The sequence below is a fragment of the Microbacterium proteolyticum genome, assembly GCF_014192415.1.
Lineage (GTDB): Bacteria > Actinomycetota > Actinomycetes > Actinomycetales > Microbacteriaceae > Microbacterium > Microbacterium proteolyticum.
On sequence record NZ_JACHXY010000006.1, the window covers coordinates 20,087 to 34,526 of the forward strand.

20 protein-coding genes are annotated in these 14,440 nt (G+C 67.3%); 5 read left to right on the top strand and 15 right to left on the bottom strand.

Annotation, left to right across the window (positions count from 1 at the left end; translation table 11 throughout):
- Positions 1 to 65 precede the first annotated feature (65 nt).
- A complete protein-coding gene (locus FHS07_RS16105; RefSeq protein ID WP_183420914.1) occupies positions 66 to 629 on the top strand; it encodes a DUF5067 domain-containing protein in 564 nt (187 codons plus the stop codon).
- A gap of 313 nt (positions 630 to 942) precedes the next feature.
- Here the strand turns inward: FHS07_RS16105 and FHS07_RS16935 are convergent, their stop codons facing one another.
- The 5 genes from FHS07_RS16935 to mobC are packed head-to-tail and all read right to left on the bottom strand — an operon-like array spanning position 943 to position 4,519.
- The gene (locus tag FHS07_RS16935; RefSeq protein WP_484502663.1) at positions 943 to 1,254 is read right to left on the bottom strand and encodes a glycine zipper domain-containing protein; all 312 of its coding nucleotides are present in this window, start codon (positions 1,252 to 1,254) and stop codon (positions 943 to 945) included.
- A 33-nt stretch (positions 1,255 to 1,287) separates the two neighbouring features.
- Complete coding sequence (locus FHS07_RS16110) at positions 1,288 to 1,629, bottom strand: hypothetical protein (protein ID WP_183420915.1); 342 nt, start codon at positions 1,627 to 1,629, stop codon at positions 1,288 to 1,290.
- Entirely contained in the window at positions 1,626 to 2,468 is an 843-nt protein-coding gene (locus FHS07_RS16115) for a hypothetical protein (protein ID WP_183420916.1), read from the bottom strand. The genes FHS07_RS16110 and FHS07_RS16115 overlap by 4 nt, the downstream gene beginning before the upstream one ends.
- Before the next feature lie 15 nt (positions 2,469 to 2,483).
- Positions 2,484 to 4,211 (bottom strand): relaxase/mobilization nuclease domain-containing protein, encoded by a 1,728-nt coding sequence (locus FHS07_RS16120; RefSeq protein ID WP_246383734.1) that lies wholly within the window; start codon positions 4,209 to 4,211, stop codon positions 2,484 to 2,486.
- The gene (gene mobC, locus FHS07_RS16125) at positions 4,211 to 4,519 is read right to left on the bottom strand and encodes a plasmid mobilization relaxosome protein MobC (RefSeq protein WP_343054746.1); all 309 of its coding nucleotides are present in this window, start codon (positions 4,517 to 4,519) and stop codon (positions 4,211 to 4,213) included. Before mobC ends, FHS07_RS16120 begins: the two co-directional genes overlap by 1 nt.
- 345 nt (positions 4,520 to 4,864) lie before the next feature.
- On the opposite strand from mobC, the gene FHS07_RS16130 reads away from it, so the two are divergent.
- Together FHS07_RS16130 and FHS07_RS16135 are read left to right on the top strand one after the other, a co-directional pair.
- On the top strand, positions 4,865 to 5,236 hold the full coding sequence (locus tag FHS07_RS16130) for a hypothetical protein (protein WP_183420919.1): 372 nt from the start codon (positions 4,865 to 4,867) through the stop codon (positions 5,234 to 5,236).
- 475 nt (positions 5,237 to 5,711) lie between these two features.
- Positions 5,712 to 5,960, top strand: a complete 249-nt coding sequence (locus FHS07_RS16135) for a helix-turn-helix domain-containing protein (protein ID WP_183420920.1) — start codon at positions 5,712 to 5,714, stop codon at positions 5,958 to 5,960.
- On the opposite strand, the gene FHS07_RS16140 is transcribed toward FHS07_RS16135, so the two are convergent.
- The 10 genes from FHS07_RS16140 to FHS07_RS16185 all read right to left on the bottom strand — a co-directional run bounded on the left by FHS07_RS16140 (position 5,941) and on the right by FHS07_RS16185 (position 12,686).
- Positions 5,941 to 6,525, bottom strand: coding sequence for a recombinase family protein (locus FHS07_RS16140; RefSeq protein WP_183420921.1), 585 nt, complete (start codon positions 6,523 to 6,525; stop codon positions 5,941 to 5,943). The two genes, FHS07_RS16135 and FHS07_RS16140, sit on opposite strands and share 20 nt — an antisense overlap.
- Positions 6,522 to 6,755, bottom strand: a complete 234-nt coding sequence (locus FHS07_RS16145; protein ID WP_183420922.1) for an antitoxin VbhA family protein — start codon at positions 6,753 to 6,755, stop codon at positions 6,522 to 6,524. The genes FHS07_RS16140 and FHS07_RS16145 overlap by 4 nt, the downstream gene beginning before the upstream one ends.
- Before the next feature lie 4 nt (positions 6,756 to 6,759).
- A complete protein-coding gene (locus FHS07_RS16150) occupies positions 6,760 to 7,599 on the bottom strand; it encodes a Fic/DOC family protein (RefSeq protein ID WP_183420923.1) in 840 nt (279 codons plus the stop codon).
- The gene (locus FHS07_RS16155; RefSeq protein WP_183420924.1) at positions 7,599 to 7,796 is read right to left on the bottom strand and encodes a hypothetical protein; all 198 of its coding nucleotides are present in this window, start codon (positions 7,794 to 7,796) and stop codon (positions 7,599 to 7,601) included. Before FHS07_RS16155 ends, FHS07_RS16150 begins: the two co-directional genes overlap by 1 nt.
- A gap of 167 nt (positions 7,797 to 7,963) precedes the next feature.
- The gene (locus FHS07_RS16160; RefSeq protein ID WP_183420925.1) at positions 7,964 to 8,674 is read right to left on the bottom strand and encodes a hypothetical protein; all 711 of its coding nucleotides are present in this window, start codon (positions 8,672 to 8,674) and stop codon (positions 7,964 to 7,966) included.
- A gap of 587 nt (positions 8,675 to 9,261) precedes the next feature.
- Positions 9,262 to 9,642 (bottom strand): hypothetical protein, encoded by a 381-nt coding sequence (locus tag FHS07_RS16165; protein WP_183420926.1) that lies wholly within the window; start codon positions 9,640 to 9,642, stop codon positions 9,262 to 9,264.
- Positions 9,639 to 10,115, bottom strand: coding sequence for a hypothetical protein (locus tag FHS07_RS16170; RefSeq protein WP_183420927.1), 477 nt, complete (start codon positions 10,113 to 10,115; stop codon positions 9,639 to 9,641). Before FHS07_RS16170 ends, FHS07_RS16165 begins: the two co-directional genes overlap by 4 nt.
- Before the next feature lie 2 nt (positions 10,116 to 10,117).
- Positions 10,118 to 10,516: a ParB family protein gene (locus tag FHS07_RS16175; RefSeq protein WP_183420928.1), complete on the bottom strand. Its 399-nt coding sequence runs from the start codon at positions 10,514 to 10,516 to the stop codon at positions 10,118 to 10,120.
- Complete coding sequence (locus FHS07_RS16180; protein ID WP_343054747.1) at positions 10,513 to 11,310, bottom strand: ParA family protein; 798 nt, start codon at positions 11,308 to 11,310, stop codon at positions 10,513 to 10,515. Before FHS07_RS16180 ends, FHS07_RS16175 begins: the two co-directional genes overlap by 4 nt.
- Positions 11,311 to 11,744: 434 nt before the next feature.
- Positions 11,745 to 12,686 carry a GlxA family transcriptional regulator gene (locus FHS07_RS16185; protein ID WP_183420930.1) on the bottom strand — a complete coding sequence of 314 codons (942 nt, stop codon included), beginning with the start codon at positions 12,684 to 12,686 and terminating at the stop codon, positions 11,745 to 11,747.
- 107 nt (positions 12,687 to 12,793) lie between these two features.
- Between FHS07_RS16185 and FHS07_RS16190 the strand changes: the two genes are divergently transcribed.
- Complete coding sequence (locus FHS07_RS16190; protein ID WP_033107114.1) at positions 12,794 to 13,105, top strand: putative quinol monooxygenase; 312 nt, start codon at positions 12,794 to 12,796, stop codon at positions 13,103 to 13,105.
- Between the two features lie 46 nt (positions 13,106 to 13,151).
- The coding region (locus FHS07_RS16195; RefSeq protein WP_183420933.1) for an ISL3-like element ISPfr2 family transposase at positions 13,152 to 14,440 on the top strand (1,289 nt) is incomplete at its 3' end.

The window sequence follows — 14,440 nt, forward strand, 5'->3', positions numbered from 1 at the left end:
CGGCCTCTTCCGCGTCGATAGTGTGGACGCGCACCAATTGTCACTGCCACCTTCCTGGGGGAACTATGCACCGCACCACCAAAGCCACCACGCTCATCGCCTCGCTCGGCATCGCCGTGCTCGCCTTCGCAGGATGCGCGAGCACGGCAACCGACTCGCCCGCACCCGACGAGACTGTCACCGTCGACAGCGCTCCGATCGAGGAGGCGCCGGCCGAAGCGACATTCGAAGACTCCGTGCTCACGACCGAGGACGTGACGATCACCATCACGGACACCAAGACGATCCAGGTTGGCGAGCCTGGCAACGAATACGGCGATGTACCGGTCATCGCGTTCTGGTACGACATCACGAACACCGGTGCCGACCGCGACGTCACCCCGAACGATTTCATCTTCTACTTCAACGCTTTCCAGGACAACGACCCGAACGCAGAGAACGAGCTCAATGTCGGAGCACTGCCCGATGACCAGTTCCTCGACTCCCAAATGGAAAACATCAAGGAGGGCGGCACCGTCTCGAACGCGGTGGCGTACGAGCTGACTGACACGACGACGCCCGTGAAGCTCGTGGCGTCGACCGACCTCGGCCAGACCGAGATTGGAAGCATGACGATCAACCTCGGCTGAACGCAACAACGAGAGAGGGACCGGCCCCAACGGGTCGGTCCCTCTCTCGTTGCTCAGACGGCACTCAGGCGGTATTGGCGACCGGGCGCGCATCGGGCTCTTTTCCGAACCGACGCACGCTCGGTCGCATCGCTCAGGAGGGCCACCAAGTGTAGGAACCGGTCCGAGATGTCCGCCCGGATGCGACGGCTCCTGGGTGCGACGGGTTGAAATGTCCGCGATCGGACGCAGCGAGCGGCGCGCGACTTGTCCCTCCATACTCCGGAGCGGCGCGTCCACCCGGCGGCTGCGGTACGTACCCGAGGACGTGAGGCTATTTGGCGTTCCGGCACTTTCGGAGGGTGTCAGCAGCTACCCCGAATGTCAGTCCCACACTTGCGCCCAAGAGCAAACCGAGCGCGAGGTTGTCGACCATGAACACCCCGAACGCCGCGCCGAGCGGGAGTCCAAGTACGATCCCGATCGCAATCCAGTTCGTTGCCTCTTGTCGCCTGCTACCACCGTCATCGCTCACGAAACCTACATTAGGGTGTTCGCTTTCGCTTGTGCCTCCGTCGCGAGGATGAGACGGAAGCCCACCGGCGTAATCCGGCGCGAAATGTCCAGCTGGACAAGTAGTGGACATTTCGCCCTCGAAATGGACAACTCCCCGCGGAACCTACACCAAGGCGTCATTCGCGACTTCGCGGTCGGTCTGGTTGTCAGAACCGGCTTGGCCGAGCGCCCATTCCGCGCGCTTCCACCACTGCTCCCGCGCTGCATTCTCGCGCGCGATCCGCGTCGACCGGTACGCCGGGTAGAACGCGATCGCTGCCGCAACGATGGCGAACAGGCCCGCCATCGGAGGGCCGCTGACCATCGCCAGCCACAGCGCCTCGTCCATCACCACGGGCGTCGAGAACGCGGGATATGGCGGGAAGGCGCTGCGCAGCCCGTATCCAACCCCGCCGCTGGCGACGACGATCACCGTGATGACCGCCGCCCAGCGTTTCTTGCTCATCGCCCCAGCTCGGTGCGCTGCATCTTGGGGGATCGTGAACGGTTTGGCCGCGCCTTCGCGCTCTGCGTCTGCTCGGCCCTGACCGCGGCGGTGGCGGGCTTGCCCTGGCTGACGTCGGCGGCCATCTTCGCGCTCACGGCCTCCTTGCCGATGCCACGCTGTTCGAGCTTGTCGGCGTCGCGCTCCCGACGCTCTGCGGAGTCGTACAGCGGCTCGGCCTTCTCGCGGGTCACGTCGGCGCGGTTCTGCTCGCGCTCGGCCTGCACCTGGGCCTGCTCCCGCTCGCCTTCGTCGGGGGCGACGTCGGCGCTCGTGCGCGCGGCCTCGGCTGCGCGATCGGCCTCGTCCGCCTGACGCGAGAGCGCGACGGCCTCGGCCTGCTCGGTGGCGCTGCGCTGCCGCTCGGTTTCCGACTGCCGACGAAGCCGCTCGGCCTCAACGGCTGCCTGCACGGCCGCCGGGTCGGCGCCGGTGTTGTTCACGTCGACGCCGTAGCGGGTGCGGAGCTCGTCGCGGATGCGGCCCTCCGCGCGCTCGGCCTCGGGGTCTTCCGATCCCCACGCGCGCGCCGTGGTGAGCACGCCGCCAATCTGCTCCGGTGTGGCTCGGTCCCACCAGTCGGAGCGGTAGACGCTTCCCAGCTCGACGCGAGCTGCGCGCTTCTCTGCCTCGAACCGTGACGACAGCTCGCGGCCTTCCTGCTCGCTTTGCGCCTGCGCTCGTCGAGCTCCGTCCTCGCGGGCGCGTGCGAGAGCTTCACCGATCCGCCCCGCCGCGGTGACGGCGATGCGGAGCTGCCCGTCGAATGCCTCCTCGATGCCGTCGCTTTCATCGGCCATGATCTGACTCCTTCCTCATCGCTCCGGGCCGCGATCTGCGCCCGGCTTCGTCGCGGTGCGCGGCCGCGCGGGGTCCACCCGTGGGGGGACCGGCGAGCCGGTGGTCTTGCTGCGGTTCTCCTCCGCGCGCTGCATCTTGTCGAGCGCTTCCTGCACGGATGCGTCGACGATCGCGGAGCGGTCGACCTTCGGTGCAGTCGCCGTGGTCGTCGACGTCGACGCGGCCGCGGGGGTCGCTTCGAGCTGGCGGCGGACGTTCATCACGCGCTCACGCACGGCGGTGGCGACGTTCGCTGCCTGGCGCGCCTCCCCCGCCGCTTTGGCGGCGTCGTAGACGGCCTGGGAAAGGTTCATGAGCTGGCGCAGGAGCGCGAGCTGCGCGGCCGTCCCCTGGCCGCCTCGCGCGACGCTGGCGAGGAGCATGGTCGCGCCCGACATGGCGACCCGGCCGGCGCGCTGCGGCTTCACCGGCCGACGGTAGGTCTGCGCCGACTTCGCCAGTGCGTCGGATGCCTCGGCCAGGTCGCCCGGCGTCTCTTCGACGGCGTTCGACCATGCCGCGAACGCACCCGCCGTCTGCCGGGCGACGGTCGACCAGGTGTCGCGGTCGTCGAGCGCGACGGCGCGCAGTTGCTCGCGGAGCCGCGCGACCTCCTCGGTGTGCCGCTGCCACAGCTCGGGGTCTGGTTCGCGCATCTCGCGACCCGGCGCGACGGGGCGGCGGCCGCGCTTCGCTGCCTGCCACTCGGCGGCCGCGTCGGTCGCTCCCGCGGCGGTGTCGGGCCATCCTTCGCGGAGCCTCGGCAGGGTGAGGTCGCGGCCCATCTGGCCGCCGCCGTACCAGATCGGACGTTCGCCATTGGCGGGCCGGCTTGCTACGGAGTAGCCGGTGATGACGTCCGTGGTGCCTTCGGCAAACCGCGGCCGCACGAGGACGCCGGAGCGGCGTAGTCGGCGCACGAACTCGGCTTCGTTCTCGCTCGCGCCGGCCGCTGCTCGCACGCTGCGCGCGAGGTCGTTCCGGGGTGCGTTCAGTCGCACCTCAGCCGTGATCCGTGCCTGTCGTTCCTTCGGGTCGAGACGGTGCCATTCGGGCTGCTCTCCCCCGATACGCGCGGCGTGCTGTTCGTACTTGCGCTGCGCCATGAGCGCCGATCGTTCCTCGACGCGTGCCTGCTCCGCGGGGCTGTAGCCGCGCGTCGCGCGCTCACCCTTCGTCGACTCCAACTGCTCCAGGCCGTACTTCACTTCGAGGGCGCGTGCGGCGTTCTGCGCGCGCTGGTAGTCCAGGTGCGTCGACGCTTTCGTGCCGTCCTCGCGGACGAGGTTCACGGCGATGTGCACGTGATCGTTCCCGGCCTGCGAGAGCCCGTGGCGGATCGCGACCCAACGGCACGGGGCCTTGGTTCCGTCGTTGTCGTCGAAGCCCATCGCGGACACAAAGTCTTCCGCGATCACGGCCCACTCCTGATCGGTGCGGATGCCCTCCTCGGCCCGCAGCGACAGTGAGGCGTGCCACACATGGCCGCCCTTCACGTCGACGCCCATAGCGGTGCGTGGCCGGTCCAGGTGCCGCGCGATCGCCTTCGCGTTCTCGCCGCTCAACTCGGCATCGTCGTACCACGCCATCAGCGCGTGATCGCCGGCCACCAGGTGCGGCTCCGTGTGCTCGTTGTGGCGACCGCCGCCGACGAGGTAGGACACCAGACCGGCCATCCGATCGCCGCGCGTGACGTTCGGCATCATGACAGGCTCAGCTCGTCCACGGCCGCGTCGATGCGCTCCGCGACACGTCGCACCGCGGCGAGCGTGGCGTCTGTCTCTGCCTGCCGCTGACCGGTCGCGTTGGTGGCCTTCGCGATCTGGTTGACGTTGTTCGACACGGCGGCCAACAGCCGGTGAAGCTCGAACAGCTTCCCGATCGCGTTGCGCCGCTCTGTGACCGTCTCGCCCGTCTCGGATGCGAGGGTCGTCTCGATGAGCAGTCGCGGGATGGTCACCCGCTGAGCGAGCGCGAGGCGCAGCAGCCGGCCCTCCTCCTCGGCCGTCACCTTCACTTCGTGCTTGTGCTGCCGTCCTCCGGGGGCATTCGCGCGCCGACGCCGCTCTGTTCGGGGCTCGGTTGCCGTCTCGTCTGACATGCGATCCCCTTCCTTCGGCCCAGCGCAGCGACCCCGCCCCGTGCGGGGACCACACCTCCAGTGTGCCGCACCCGTCGACGGCTGTCGAGGGGTCAAGCCCACTTAGCCCTGCTAAGTGTTTAGCTTGCTCCGTCTGGGACTCCATTCGGGTTCACTCACGTCGACAGACGGGAGTGGTCGAGGCTTCGCCTCGGCGTGCTTTTGATGTGTCGACACGCGTCGACTTCTAACGGCGCGATCCGTACGATTTGGTGCATGGCTACGCAACTGACAGCAGAGGAAGCAATCGAACGCGCGCGACGTCTACAGGATGACCGCCTCACCGCGGTTCGCACTGTCGCGGAGGCGCGGCAAGCGCTGACCGATGTGCGCAACGAGACGGCGCGCGAGCTGGCCGACCTACAGGCGCGGATCGCCGAGCGCATCGCGACCGCGGAGCGCGAGGACGTGCGCGCCTACTCGGCCGCTCTCAGTGCCGGATGGTCTGCGGACGAGCTGCGCAAGATCGGGTTCTCCGAGCCCGATAAGAAGGCGCGCACGCGGCGTCGTTCGACGCGCAAGCCCGCGTCTAGCTCGGCACCCGCGGCGGATCACGACTCTCAGTCGGAGACTTCTACGGAGGGGTGATCGCGCGCACGGTTCCGCCCCCACGTTCCGCTCGGCGGCGTGGGGCTTTCGTGTGTCCCCGCGTTGCGGGGTTGCACTCCGCTCCCGAGCCCGTCAAGGGCGCTTCGCGTCCCTTCGGGAGAGCCCTGCGGGCTCCCCTTGACCGCCTCTCCGCTGCGTGCAAGGCGGCAAGTGTTCCGAGAAAGCCGGCAGCTCGGCGTACCGCCGAACTTCCTACTTTCATCGGACACACAACAAGGGAATGGGATCGAGCGACGAGTGGACCCGTGAGTTTCGCAACGCTGACAACGACACTGCCGACGTCGGACGATGAGCGCGGCCGGCTCCTACGAAACGTGAGCGAGCGTGACCAACAGCTCTACGATTACGGGCGCTCCGGCTTTCGGCTTGCGGCATCCGTGACGGTGCCGGGGAGCGAGGCCGTGACGGTAATCGACACGCTCACTCGTGAGAGTGAGTCGGGGGGCGATGGCCGATGACGCGATCCATTGCCGTGCAGGTCGCGCAGCACATCCGGCGCGTGCTCGACACTCGCGGCCTGACGGTCGAATGGCTGGCTGACGCGACTGGGATCAAGCTGCGCACGCTCACCCGGCGGCTGCACCTGACCAAGCCGGCGGGCCTCACCGTCGACGAGCTGAACGCGATAGCCGGCGCCCTCGACGTCGCCCCGGGCGTCCTGCTCCGCGATGACCAGAGCGACGCTACCGCTGCGTTTGAGTGAGTTCCTGATCCGCCCTGCTCAGGGCTCGCGCGACCGTGGACTTGCCGACGCTGAGCACCGCGGCGATGTGGTCAAGGCTGCGATTCTCGGCACGCATCCGCTGCGCCTGTGCGATCTTCTCCGGCGTCATCTTCGACGGCCGGCCACCGACCCGACCCTGCGCCTTCGCGTGTGCGAGGCCGCGCATCGTGTTCTCCCGGATGGTGTCGACGCGGAGCTGCGCGAATACGGCGACCATGCCGAACAGGGCGCGACCCATCGGAGTCGTGGTGTCGATCATCGGCTCCGTCAGGCTCTTAATGTTCACCCCTCGGCGGTCGAGGTCGTGCAGCGTCTCGATGATGATCCGCTCCGACCCTCCCAGCCGGTCCAGGCGACGCACCACAAGGGTGTCGCCCTCGTTGAGGTAGTCGAGGCAGGCGAGCCACTGGGGGCGGTCTGCGAGGCGGCTCGATTCGCCGTGGTCGACGAACACCCGCACGGCTCCCGCTGCGCGCAGCTCGGCCTCCTGAGCGGCGGGGTTCTGCTCACGCTTGGACACCCGCGCGTAACCGATCACATTCATTGGGCACTCCCCCGCGCGCGGCCACCCGAAGCATCTGATCGGCGGGCGTAGTCGGCGTGGTCGATCCGCCCTGCCGCATAGTCGGTGAGGTTAGCGACGTCGGCATGGTTGGGCTCCCAGCCCTCATGCCAGGCGGCCGCGAGAGACTGGACAACGGACCAACGCTGCGATTCGGTCAGGCCGTCGAACAGCTCCGGCCAACGCTGCTCGATGTCGAGTTGAGTGGTCATCGGGCTAGTCACGTCCGCCCCGTCCTGTATCGGTTCTGCCTCTTTCCGGGCGTTGCGCCGACGATCGTCCTGGGATGCTCGCGCCGGGCTTGGGTGCCGATCGCGCGGCCGCCTTAGCGCTCATGGGGAAGCTGGCGCGCAGGGCGTCGGCTACGCCGTTGTCGCTCATTCGAGACGCCGAAGCGTCACGGCCTAAAGGGGTGATCGCCTTCCCAAGCACCGCGGCGAGCCGGTCGTTTCGACCGGTGTCCTGCGAGTGAAACCGTGCCTGCACGAACTCGTCACGCAGCGGCGAGCCGGGAGCGAATCTCGTGGCGTCGATTCGATAGCCGGCCTGTTCTGCGAGCTGGGTGAAGAACACGAACTGTGTCCGCGTATTGCCCTCCCTCGCAAAATGGATGACGTTCAATTCCCCCCAGCTCTCCGCGAGCTCGTCGACGAACTTCGCTTGCGGCAGCCCGCGCAGGTAGTCCTTTCCGGCGAGCTTGGCGTACTCGGCTTCGGCGGCCGCCGTCAGGTGAGGGCCGGCGCCGTAGTAGGCGTGCCCATCCTTTGTCATGAACTGGCCCGCCGGGGCCACCCGTTCTTGACCGGCCCACTCGTAGACGTCCTGGAACACGTAACCGTGGATCGCCTTCATGTGGTCGTAGTCGAACCGACCGGCAATCGGGTTCTCATGCAGCTCTTGGAGGCGCGTGTGCGCGAAGGCTTCCTCCAACGTCCGGAGCTTGTCGGGGTCGGGTTCCCCGTGCGGCTTGCCGGGAGCGGTGAACTTGTTCCTCAACACAGAAGTACCTGGGATGAAGTAGTCATCCCAGGTACGAAACGTGGTGCCGCGAGGCATCAGCCCTGCACGTGACGGCGGATCGCAGCGCGCGCCTCATCCCCCGTCAGCTCGTGGCGGGCGGCCTGCTCGACGATGGCGCGCAGCGCCGAGTCGGTGACCTCGTGGCCGGCCAGCGCGAGAGCTGCATCCGCGAACGCCAGACGCTCGTCGGCGGCGGTCTGTGCCGGCGGTGCGGCGGTGAGTGTGCGGACCATGATTACCCCTCTCGTGGCGTGCTCCAATTCTATCAGCTGTGGGCCGAAAACGGTCGGATCAGGTTTCGGAACATGGGAGGTTTTGGCACGGAGTTTCGGCACGGCGTGTCGACGTCGCCGCGGTGCGCTCGGCGCTCGTGCCGGAATCGATCGTTTTCGGCGAACTGCTAGCGCTCAACTTCCGAGGCGGCCTTCTTACGTTTGACAGGCTTCTTGGCAGCAGATTCTTTGAGGAGCTTGTCGAGCATCGCAAGAGCCGTGTCCTTCTTCTCTTCCTCGGGCGCGCGATACGGAACTGGTTGCCTATAGGCCTTCGAGAGCCGGTACACGTTGCGCCGGACGCGACGGAACGTGTTGGTGTCCAACTCCTCCCGCACCGTCACCGTCAACACGCCACGCTCCGTGAGCTCGGCGAGGCCGCGCTTCCTGCTCGATCGGGAGATTCCATAGCGCTCATCAAAAAAGCTCGTCGATATGAAGAACTCGGGGTCATCGCTCCGCGTCATACCGAGTGCGCACAGATACATCGCCATTCCCGCACCCGACAAGCCGCCCGCGAGGCCTCCCGTCCAGAACGACCGCGGGACAGGTAGATAAGGCTCCGAGCCGTACGGAGGCTCATAAAGGACGGGTTTGCCATCGGCCCCGATCGGCTTCGCCTCATTCAGAAGGAAGATTTCCGTCCTCGATCCGGTGCTGTGCAGACCGATGAGTCCGCGGTCTGCCAACTCGTGAAGTGCATCGCGGATAGTACGAGCACCGTCACCACGCGGATCGTCCATATCCAGCAGCTCCGCCCAGTATGCAGCGACACGAGAGGTGGAGTAGGGCGGCCTGGCGTTGACCCAGATCAGAGTCATCAACAGGGCGATGCGCACCCCGCCGCCTTTACCGCCTGCAAGATCACGGGTGCGAAGCAAAGACGCGAGCGGAGTGGGTGCCCCATCCTCGCTGCCCTCCGGCCTCTCGACGAAGGATCGCCGAAGCGGACATGCATCTCTCTTGACGGCTTCGGCTAGCGCGTTTGTCACGATTTCCTCCTCGCCTTTGGCTCGCGGGCAGTTCAGCACTAAACTGGCACGCGGTACTGATGCGCGCTGACGTGGAGCACCTCTCTGGGGGTTCCGTTAGGGTAATGCTGCAGGTTCTAAAAGTGTATTCAACGGGGTTGCGTAAGTCGAACTCGATTCGATGATAGCCGGTCTGCTATCTTCGTAGAGGCGGCATGTCCGTGCTGTTCCCGGGTCTTTCAGCTCGGCCTCCACCCCCGGGTGGGAGAAAGGCCTGGTGACCAAGCCCGTTGCAAATCATTGATGCGCATCCTCGGGCTCACCGAGTGGGGATAGCGGCCAGGTGTCTTTGGGGTTCCAAACCTAAGGACGCCTGGCCCTCTTTCGTTCCATGCCCTGGTGGGAGTACATCAAGCACACCGGCCCGTCGACGAGCAACCGACGCTGAGGCAGGCCTACGCCGAATCGGCCGGCGGCTCTGTCTGCACGTCGTCGGGAAGGGTCGTGGCGATCGCGCCCGTGCGCAGGTCGCCGTAATAAGTCACCGCCCGCTCGGCTTCCGGGCTGGTGCCGTACACGGGCGACACGATGACGAGGAAATCGATCGGTGCCGGCTCCTCGCTCGGAATCTCGTCAACGAGGCAATCCCGGTAGACGTGGCCGCTGTAGTAGCCCTCTCGCCCGTCGGCATCCTTGCGCCACAGCTTGTCGGAGTCCTTCTGCAAAAGCAGGGCGTTCGCCAACGACAGGGTGATGCCGAACTCCACGCCTGGGTGCGCCGCCTGGGCGGCATCGAGCACCTGGTCGACGAGCTGCTGCACGGTCACGCCGGTCATGCGGAGATCTCCGTTTCGTCGGTGACGTCGGCCGTCTCGATCGAGTCGCGATCGGCGTCGTAGATGAGCCACGTCCGGTCGTTCCACTGGTTGCGGTAGACGATCCCGCGAGGCGTCAGGGAGTGCCAGACGGCGCCGGGGTTGTACTCCGCGACCCACTCGGCCGCGAGCTGGTCGGCTGCGGCGCGATCTTCGGCTGTGCCGCTCTCGACCGCGCGCACGTGCGCGGCCCACACAGGGCGTGCGGCCGTCAACTTGCGCTCATCCCGGCGCAGCTCCTCGATGAGGGCGGGCAGGCACCCGCACTCGTCCGTGGCGTCGTGGTGGTAGCCGATACAGCGGTCGTCGGTGCATCCGCACTCGTCTCCACGCCAATCCTTCGCTGACTCGTAGCCGTGGCGCTTCGCCCACTGGCCGGGGGTGATCCCCGCCGATCGCAGCGTCTCTCGCGCTTCGTGGTTGAGCTGCGTCATGGTCACTCCCCCATCGGTCTGCCCTGGGGCAGTTCTCGAGCCCCCACGGGCGGGAACGGCTTGCCGTCGTTGTACTGGCGCTCTAGCCGCTCGACTTCCTTCATAGCGGCCCCGCTGAGGAACTGCGAGAGGCTGCGCACGCCCTCGTAGGGGATGGTGTGCATGATCGCGCCGCGGATGCGGTCGGTGTCCTCCTGCTCCTGGTAGAACGACACCTTGGGCGGGTACTTGCTGCGCTTCTTCGGTGCGGCCGCCTGCGGCTCTGTGACGCTCTCTGAGGGCGCGGCCGGTGCAACAGGCGCGGGAGCGGCTGCGGGAGGCTCCTGCGGCGTCTCAGCGGCCGGTGCGATGGGGTTCCGTCCGCTGAGGGTGGAGCGTTTGCGTTCGGGTCGGGCGCTCATGCGCGTACTCCTTCGAGGGTGGTCAGGTGGCCGCTGTAGAGGCCGCTGAGGGCGGTTGCCTCGGCACTCCCCCACTCGTCGAGGCCCTTGGATGCTTCGACGGCATCCGCGATCACGACGCGCTTGGGAACCGGCGGGCTGAGCACGCGCAGACCGCGTGCCTCAGCCGCCTCGGTGAGGTCGTCGAGCCAGGCACGGCCGCTGACGGTGTTCTCCTCGTGCTGGTTGATGAGGATGCCGGCGACGTCGAGCTGCGCGTTGTAGTGCTCGCGCACGAGCGCGATCGTGTCGAGGAGCTGCGTCAGGCCGTTGGCGCTCCACAGCTTCGAGTGCGTCACGACCACTACCCCGTCGGCGGCCGTCAGGCCGTTGCTGGTGAGCTGGTCAAGGCTCGGCGCGCAGTCGATGAGGATCAGGTCATAGTCGTCTGCAACCTCGCGCAGCGCAGCGCGTAGGCGGCTCTCTCGGCCCGCTCCGGCGATCACGAGTTCATCGCGCACACTGCCGAGCTCGACGCCCGACGTGGGCACGAGGTCGAGGCCGGGCCACAGTCCCGGCACGATGACGTCGCGCAGCGTCTCGTCGGCGTGCTTGCTCAGCGCATCGGCTAGGCCGGGCTGATCTTCCTCGACGGTTTCGGCTGCGATCGACGTCGTGAGGTTTCCCTGCGGGTCGAGGTCGACGGCGAGCACGCGACGGCCAGCCAGCACCGCGGCGCGGGCCAGGTGGAATGTCGTCGTGCTCTTGCCGACGCCGCCCTTCTGATTGCAGAGGGCGAGGATTCGAGCGGTCACGGTGTCACCTTTCATGCGTAACGGCAATAGTACTGTTAGGGGCTCTTCCCAGATGAGGGTGTAGGTCGGCCGGGCGCGTCGGTCCGCAGATAGACGTCGAGGTCTCCCGACGATGGAGGTTCCTACGCCATCCGTCCGAAAGACCTCGACGTGACCGACGCTACCCCGCCGGCCGGCTTCGGCCGCCCTGACCTGACCGCCTTCGCGTCTCATCCCAATCGGCTCTGATCGGGTCTGCTGACTCTCTCGACGAGAACGCAGCGACATCACAGCCACCCAACCCCGACCGTCCGGGAAGCCGGGGCACGTCACATGGGCTGTGCTGCGGGCGTGTCGAGTGGGTCGTCCAGGGGCGACGCAGGAGCGTCGACGCGACGTGCTGAGAGGTGGTTCCAGTCGAGCGCTAGGACACCGGCTACAGGCATGGCGATAGGTCAGGAACGGCGTCGCTCCCTGCGCAGGAGGGAGCGCAGAGTCTCGGCGTTTGCGTAGCCGACCCGTAGCGCGATCTCGGCGGAGGTGAGGTCCGTGGTTGCTGAGAGGTGTCGAGCTCGTTCGGTGCGAAGCCGTTGGACGAAGCCGAGCGGAGTGAGGTTGAGCGCCGCACGGACTCGTCGTTCGAGGGTGCGCCGGCTGGTGCCGAGCGACTGCGCGACGAAGGCGACGTTGAACGGTTCGTCCAGGCGGGCGCGCACGAAGCGTTCGAACTCGACGACGATCGGGTCCTCGTGCCGGAGATGTTCGTAGGCGACGAAGGCCGCCTGCGACGGGCGCTCGTCGATGATGAGGAGCTTGGCGACATGTTGGGCCAGGTCGGGGCTGATCGATCGCACGAGTGAGAGCGCGAGGTCGATGTGGGCGAAGGCGGCGCCGGCGGTGACGAGGTTCCCGTCGACCACGACCATGGTGTCGAGATCGAGGGCGACGGTCGGATAGCGCTTCAGGAACTCCGGCCCCAGGAACCAGCTGGTCGTCGCCCTCCGATGATGCATCCGTCCGGTCTCGGCGACGGCGAACACGCCGGTGCACGCCGCGGCGATCCGGGTGGTCGCGTCGTCGAGGCGCCCGAGTGAGGCGATGACCGAACGAGCATCTCGACTCTGGAGGGCGTCGTTGGTAGCGGCGGCCGTAAGGGTTCCAAGCGCAGGGACGACGACCACGTCGAACTCTCCGGACTCCGACAGCGGGTGGTCCACCGACAGGGTCATCGATGCCGTCGTGGTCACTCGCCGTTTCGGTCCGAGGATGGCGAGTTCGATCGGGTCGATCCGCGGGTCGACATCGCCGCGGGCTCCGTCGGCCACCCGCACGATGTCGATGATCGACGCGATAGCCGAACCGAAGCAGCCGTCGATCGCGATCAGTCCGATACGCATGACGTAAACAATAGCAATACTGCCGTATACGCCACTCCCCACCGGCCCTCGCTCGTCATACGCTGAACTCGTCCCACGAAGAACCCCGACGTCAAGGAGAGTCCCGCATGTCCACACCCGCATCACTTCCGTATGCCTTCGTCGCCAAGATCGTCGCGGCCGATGGACAGCACGACGCGGTCGCCGATCTGCTCGCCGGCGCTGTCGCACTCGCCAACGAAGAAGTAGGAACGATTGTCTGGTTCGCGGTCAGGACCCACGCCGACACCTTCTGGATCTTCGATGCATTCCCCGACGAAGCCGCTCGCGACGCCCACGCCAACGGCGCCATCGTCGCAGCCCTGATGGCCAACCAGCACCTCCTCGGCGCAGCACCCGAGATCCTGGCGGCCGACGTCCTCGCGTCCAAGCTCCCGTAGTCCGCCAACGCACGAGACGATCGCGCCCCGCCGAGTCGGTCCGCAGATAGACGTCGATACCCCGCCGCCCGGCTTCGGCGGCCCTGACCTGACCGCCTTCGCTCGACTCGACGGCCTCGGTCTGAGCGTGATCGGGCAACGACTTGAACCGGATCGTGCGGTCCTCGCGTGCCGCGTGGTGGAACCAGATCAGTCGTGCCGGCGGTGCGGCAGCGAAGGCGCCGCTCGTGACACCGTGATCCGGCGGTTGGCCCACGAGCCGCTGGGCTGGCGACCGACCGTGCTGGAAGTTGTAGTGCGTCGCTACCGCTGTGCAGACTGCGGACACGTGTGGCGCCAAGACACCAGCGCCGCGGCGGAGCCACGCGCGAAGCTCTCGCGCACCGGGCTGCGGTGGGCGCTGGAAGGGATCGTGGTCGCACACCTCACCGTCGCCCGTGTCGCCGAGGGACTCGGGGTCGCGTGGGACACCGCCAACAACGCGGTCCTGGCCGAAGGCAAGCGGCTGCTGATCAACGACCCCACGCGGTTCGAGGGCGTGAAGGTGATTGGCGTCGATGAGCACGTCTGGCGCCACACCAGGCGTGGCGACAAGTACGTCACCGTGATCATCGACCTCACCCCGGTCCGCGATGGCGCCGGCCCAGCAAGGCTGCTGGACATGGTCGAGGGCCGGTCGAAGGCGGCGTTCAAGACCTGGCTCGCCGACCGCGACGACGCCTTCCGTGACGCGGTCGAGGTGGTCGCGATGGACGGCTTCACCGGGTTCAAGACCGCCGCTGCGGAGGAGATCCCGGACGCGGTCACGGTGATGGATCCCTTCCACGTCGTGCGCCTGGCCGGTGACGCCCTCGACAGGTGCCGGCGCCGGGTCCAACTCGCGATCCACGGGCACCGTGGGTTCAGGGACGATCCGCTCTACAAGTCGCGGCGCACGCTGCACACCGGTTCGGACCTGCTCACCGACAAGCAGAGCGACAGGCTACGCGCGCTGTTCGTTGATGACGCTCACGTCGAGGTCGAGGCGACCTGGGGTGTCTACCAGCGGATGATCGCCGCCTATCGCCACGAGGACCGGCAACGCGGCCGCGAGCTCATGGAGAAGCTGATCACCGACCTCAGCGCCGGCGTCCCCAAGGTGCTGACCGAGCTCACCACCCTGGGCCGGACCCTGAAGAAGCGAGCCGCCGACGTGCTCGCCTACTTCGAACGACCCGGCACCAGCAACGGGCCGACCGAGGCACTCAACGGACGGCTCGAACACCTGCGCGGCTCCGCACTCGGGTTCCGCAACCTGACTAACTACATCGCCCGAAGCCTGCTCGAGACCGGCGG

Bases quoted from the DNA above. Each gene is read 5' to 3' on its own strand.
- FHS07_RS16105 (WP_183420914.1), top strand. From the start codon at position 66: ATGCACCGCACCACCAAAGCCACCACGCTCATCGCCTCGCTCGGCATC.
- FHS07_RS16935 (WP_484502663.1), bottom strand. From the start codon at position 1,254: ATGTCCACTACTTGTCCAGCTGGACATTTCGCGCCGGATTACGCCGGT.
- FHS07_RS16110 (WP_183420915.1), bottom strand. From the start codon at position 1,629: ATGAGCAAGAAACGCTGGGCGGCGGTCATCACGGTGATCGTCGTCGCC.
- FHS07_RS16115 (WP_183420916.1), bottom strand. From the start codon at position 2,468: ATGGCCGATGAAAGCGACGGCATCGAGGAGGCATTCGACGGGCAGCTC.
- FHS07_RS16120 (WP_246383734.1), bottom strand. From the start codon at position 4,211: ATGCCGAACGTCACGCGCGGCGATCGGATGGCCGGTCTGGTGTCCTAC.
- FHS07_RS16130 (WP_183420919.1), top strand. From the start codon at position 4,865: ATGGCTACGCAACTGACAGCAGAGGAAGCAATCGAACGCGCGCGACGT.
- FHS07_RS16135 (WP_183420920.1), top strand. From the start codon at position 5,712: ATGACGCGATCCATTGCCGTGCAGGTCGCGCAGCACATCCGGCGCGTG.
- FHS07_RS16140 (WP_183420921.1), bottom strand. From the start codon at position 6,525: ATGAATGTGATCGGTTACGCGCGGGTGTCCAAGCGTGAGCAGAACCCC.
- FHS07_RS16145 (WP_183420922.1), bottom strand. From the start codon at position 6,755: ATGACCACTCAACTCGACATCGAGCAGCGTTGGCCGGAGCTGTTCGAC.
- FHS07_RS16150 (WP_183420923.1), bottom strand. From the start codon at position 7,599: ATGCCTCGCGGCACCACGTTTCGTACCTGGGATGACTACTTCATCCCA.
- FHS07_RS16155 (WP_183420924.1), bottom strand. From the start codon at position 7,796: ATGGTCCGCACACTCACCGCCGCACCGCCGGCACAGACCGCCGCCGAC.
- FHS07_RS16165 (WP_183420926.1), bottom strand. From the start codon at position 9,642: ATGACCGGCGTGACCGTGCAGCAGCTCGTCGACCAGGTGCTCGATGCC.
- FHS07_RS16170 (WP_183420927.1), bottom strand. From the start codon at position 10,115: ATGACGCAGCTCAACCACGAAGCGCGAGAGACGCTGCGATCGGCGGGG.
- FHS07_RS16175 (WP_183420928.1), bottom strand. From the start codon at position 10,516: ATGAGCGCCCGACCCGAACGCAAACGCTCCACCCTCAGCGGACGGAAC.
- FHS07_RS16185 (WP_183420930.1), bottom strand. From the start codon at position 12,686: ATGCGTATCGGACTGATCGCGATCGACGGCTGCTTCGGTTCGGCTATC.
- FHS07_RS16190 (WP_033107114.1), top strand. From the start codon at position 12,794: ATGTCCACACCCGCATCACTTCCGTATGCCTTCGTCGCCAAGATCGTC.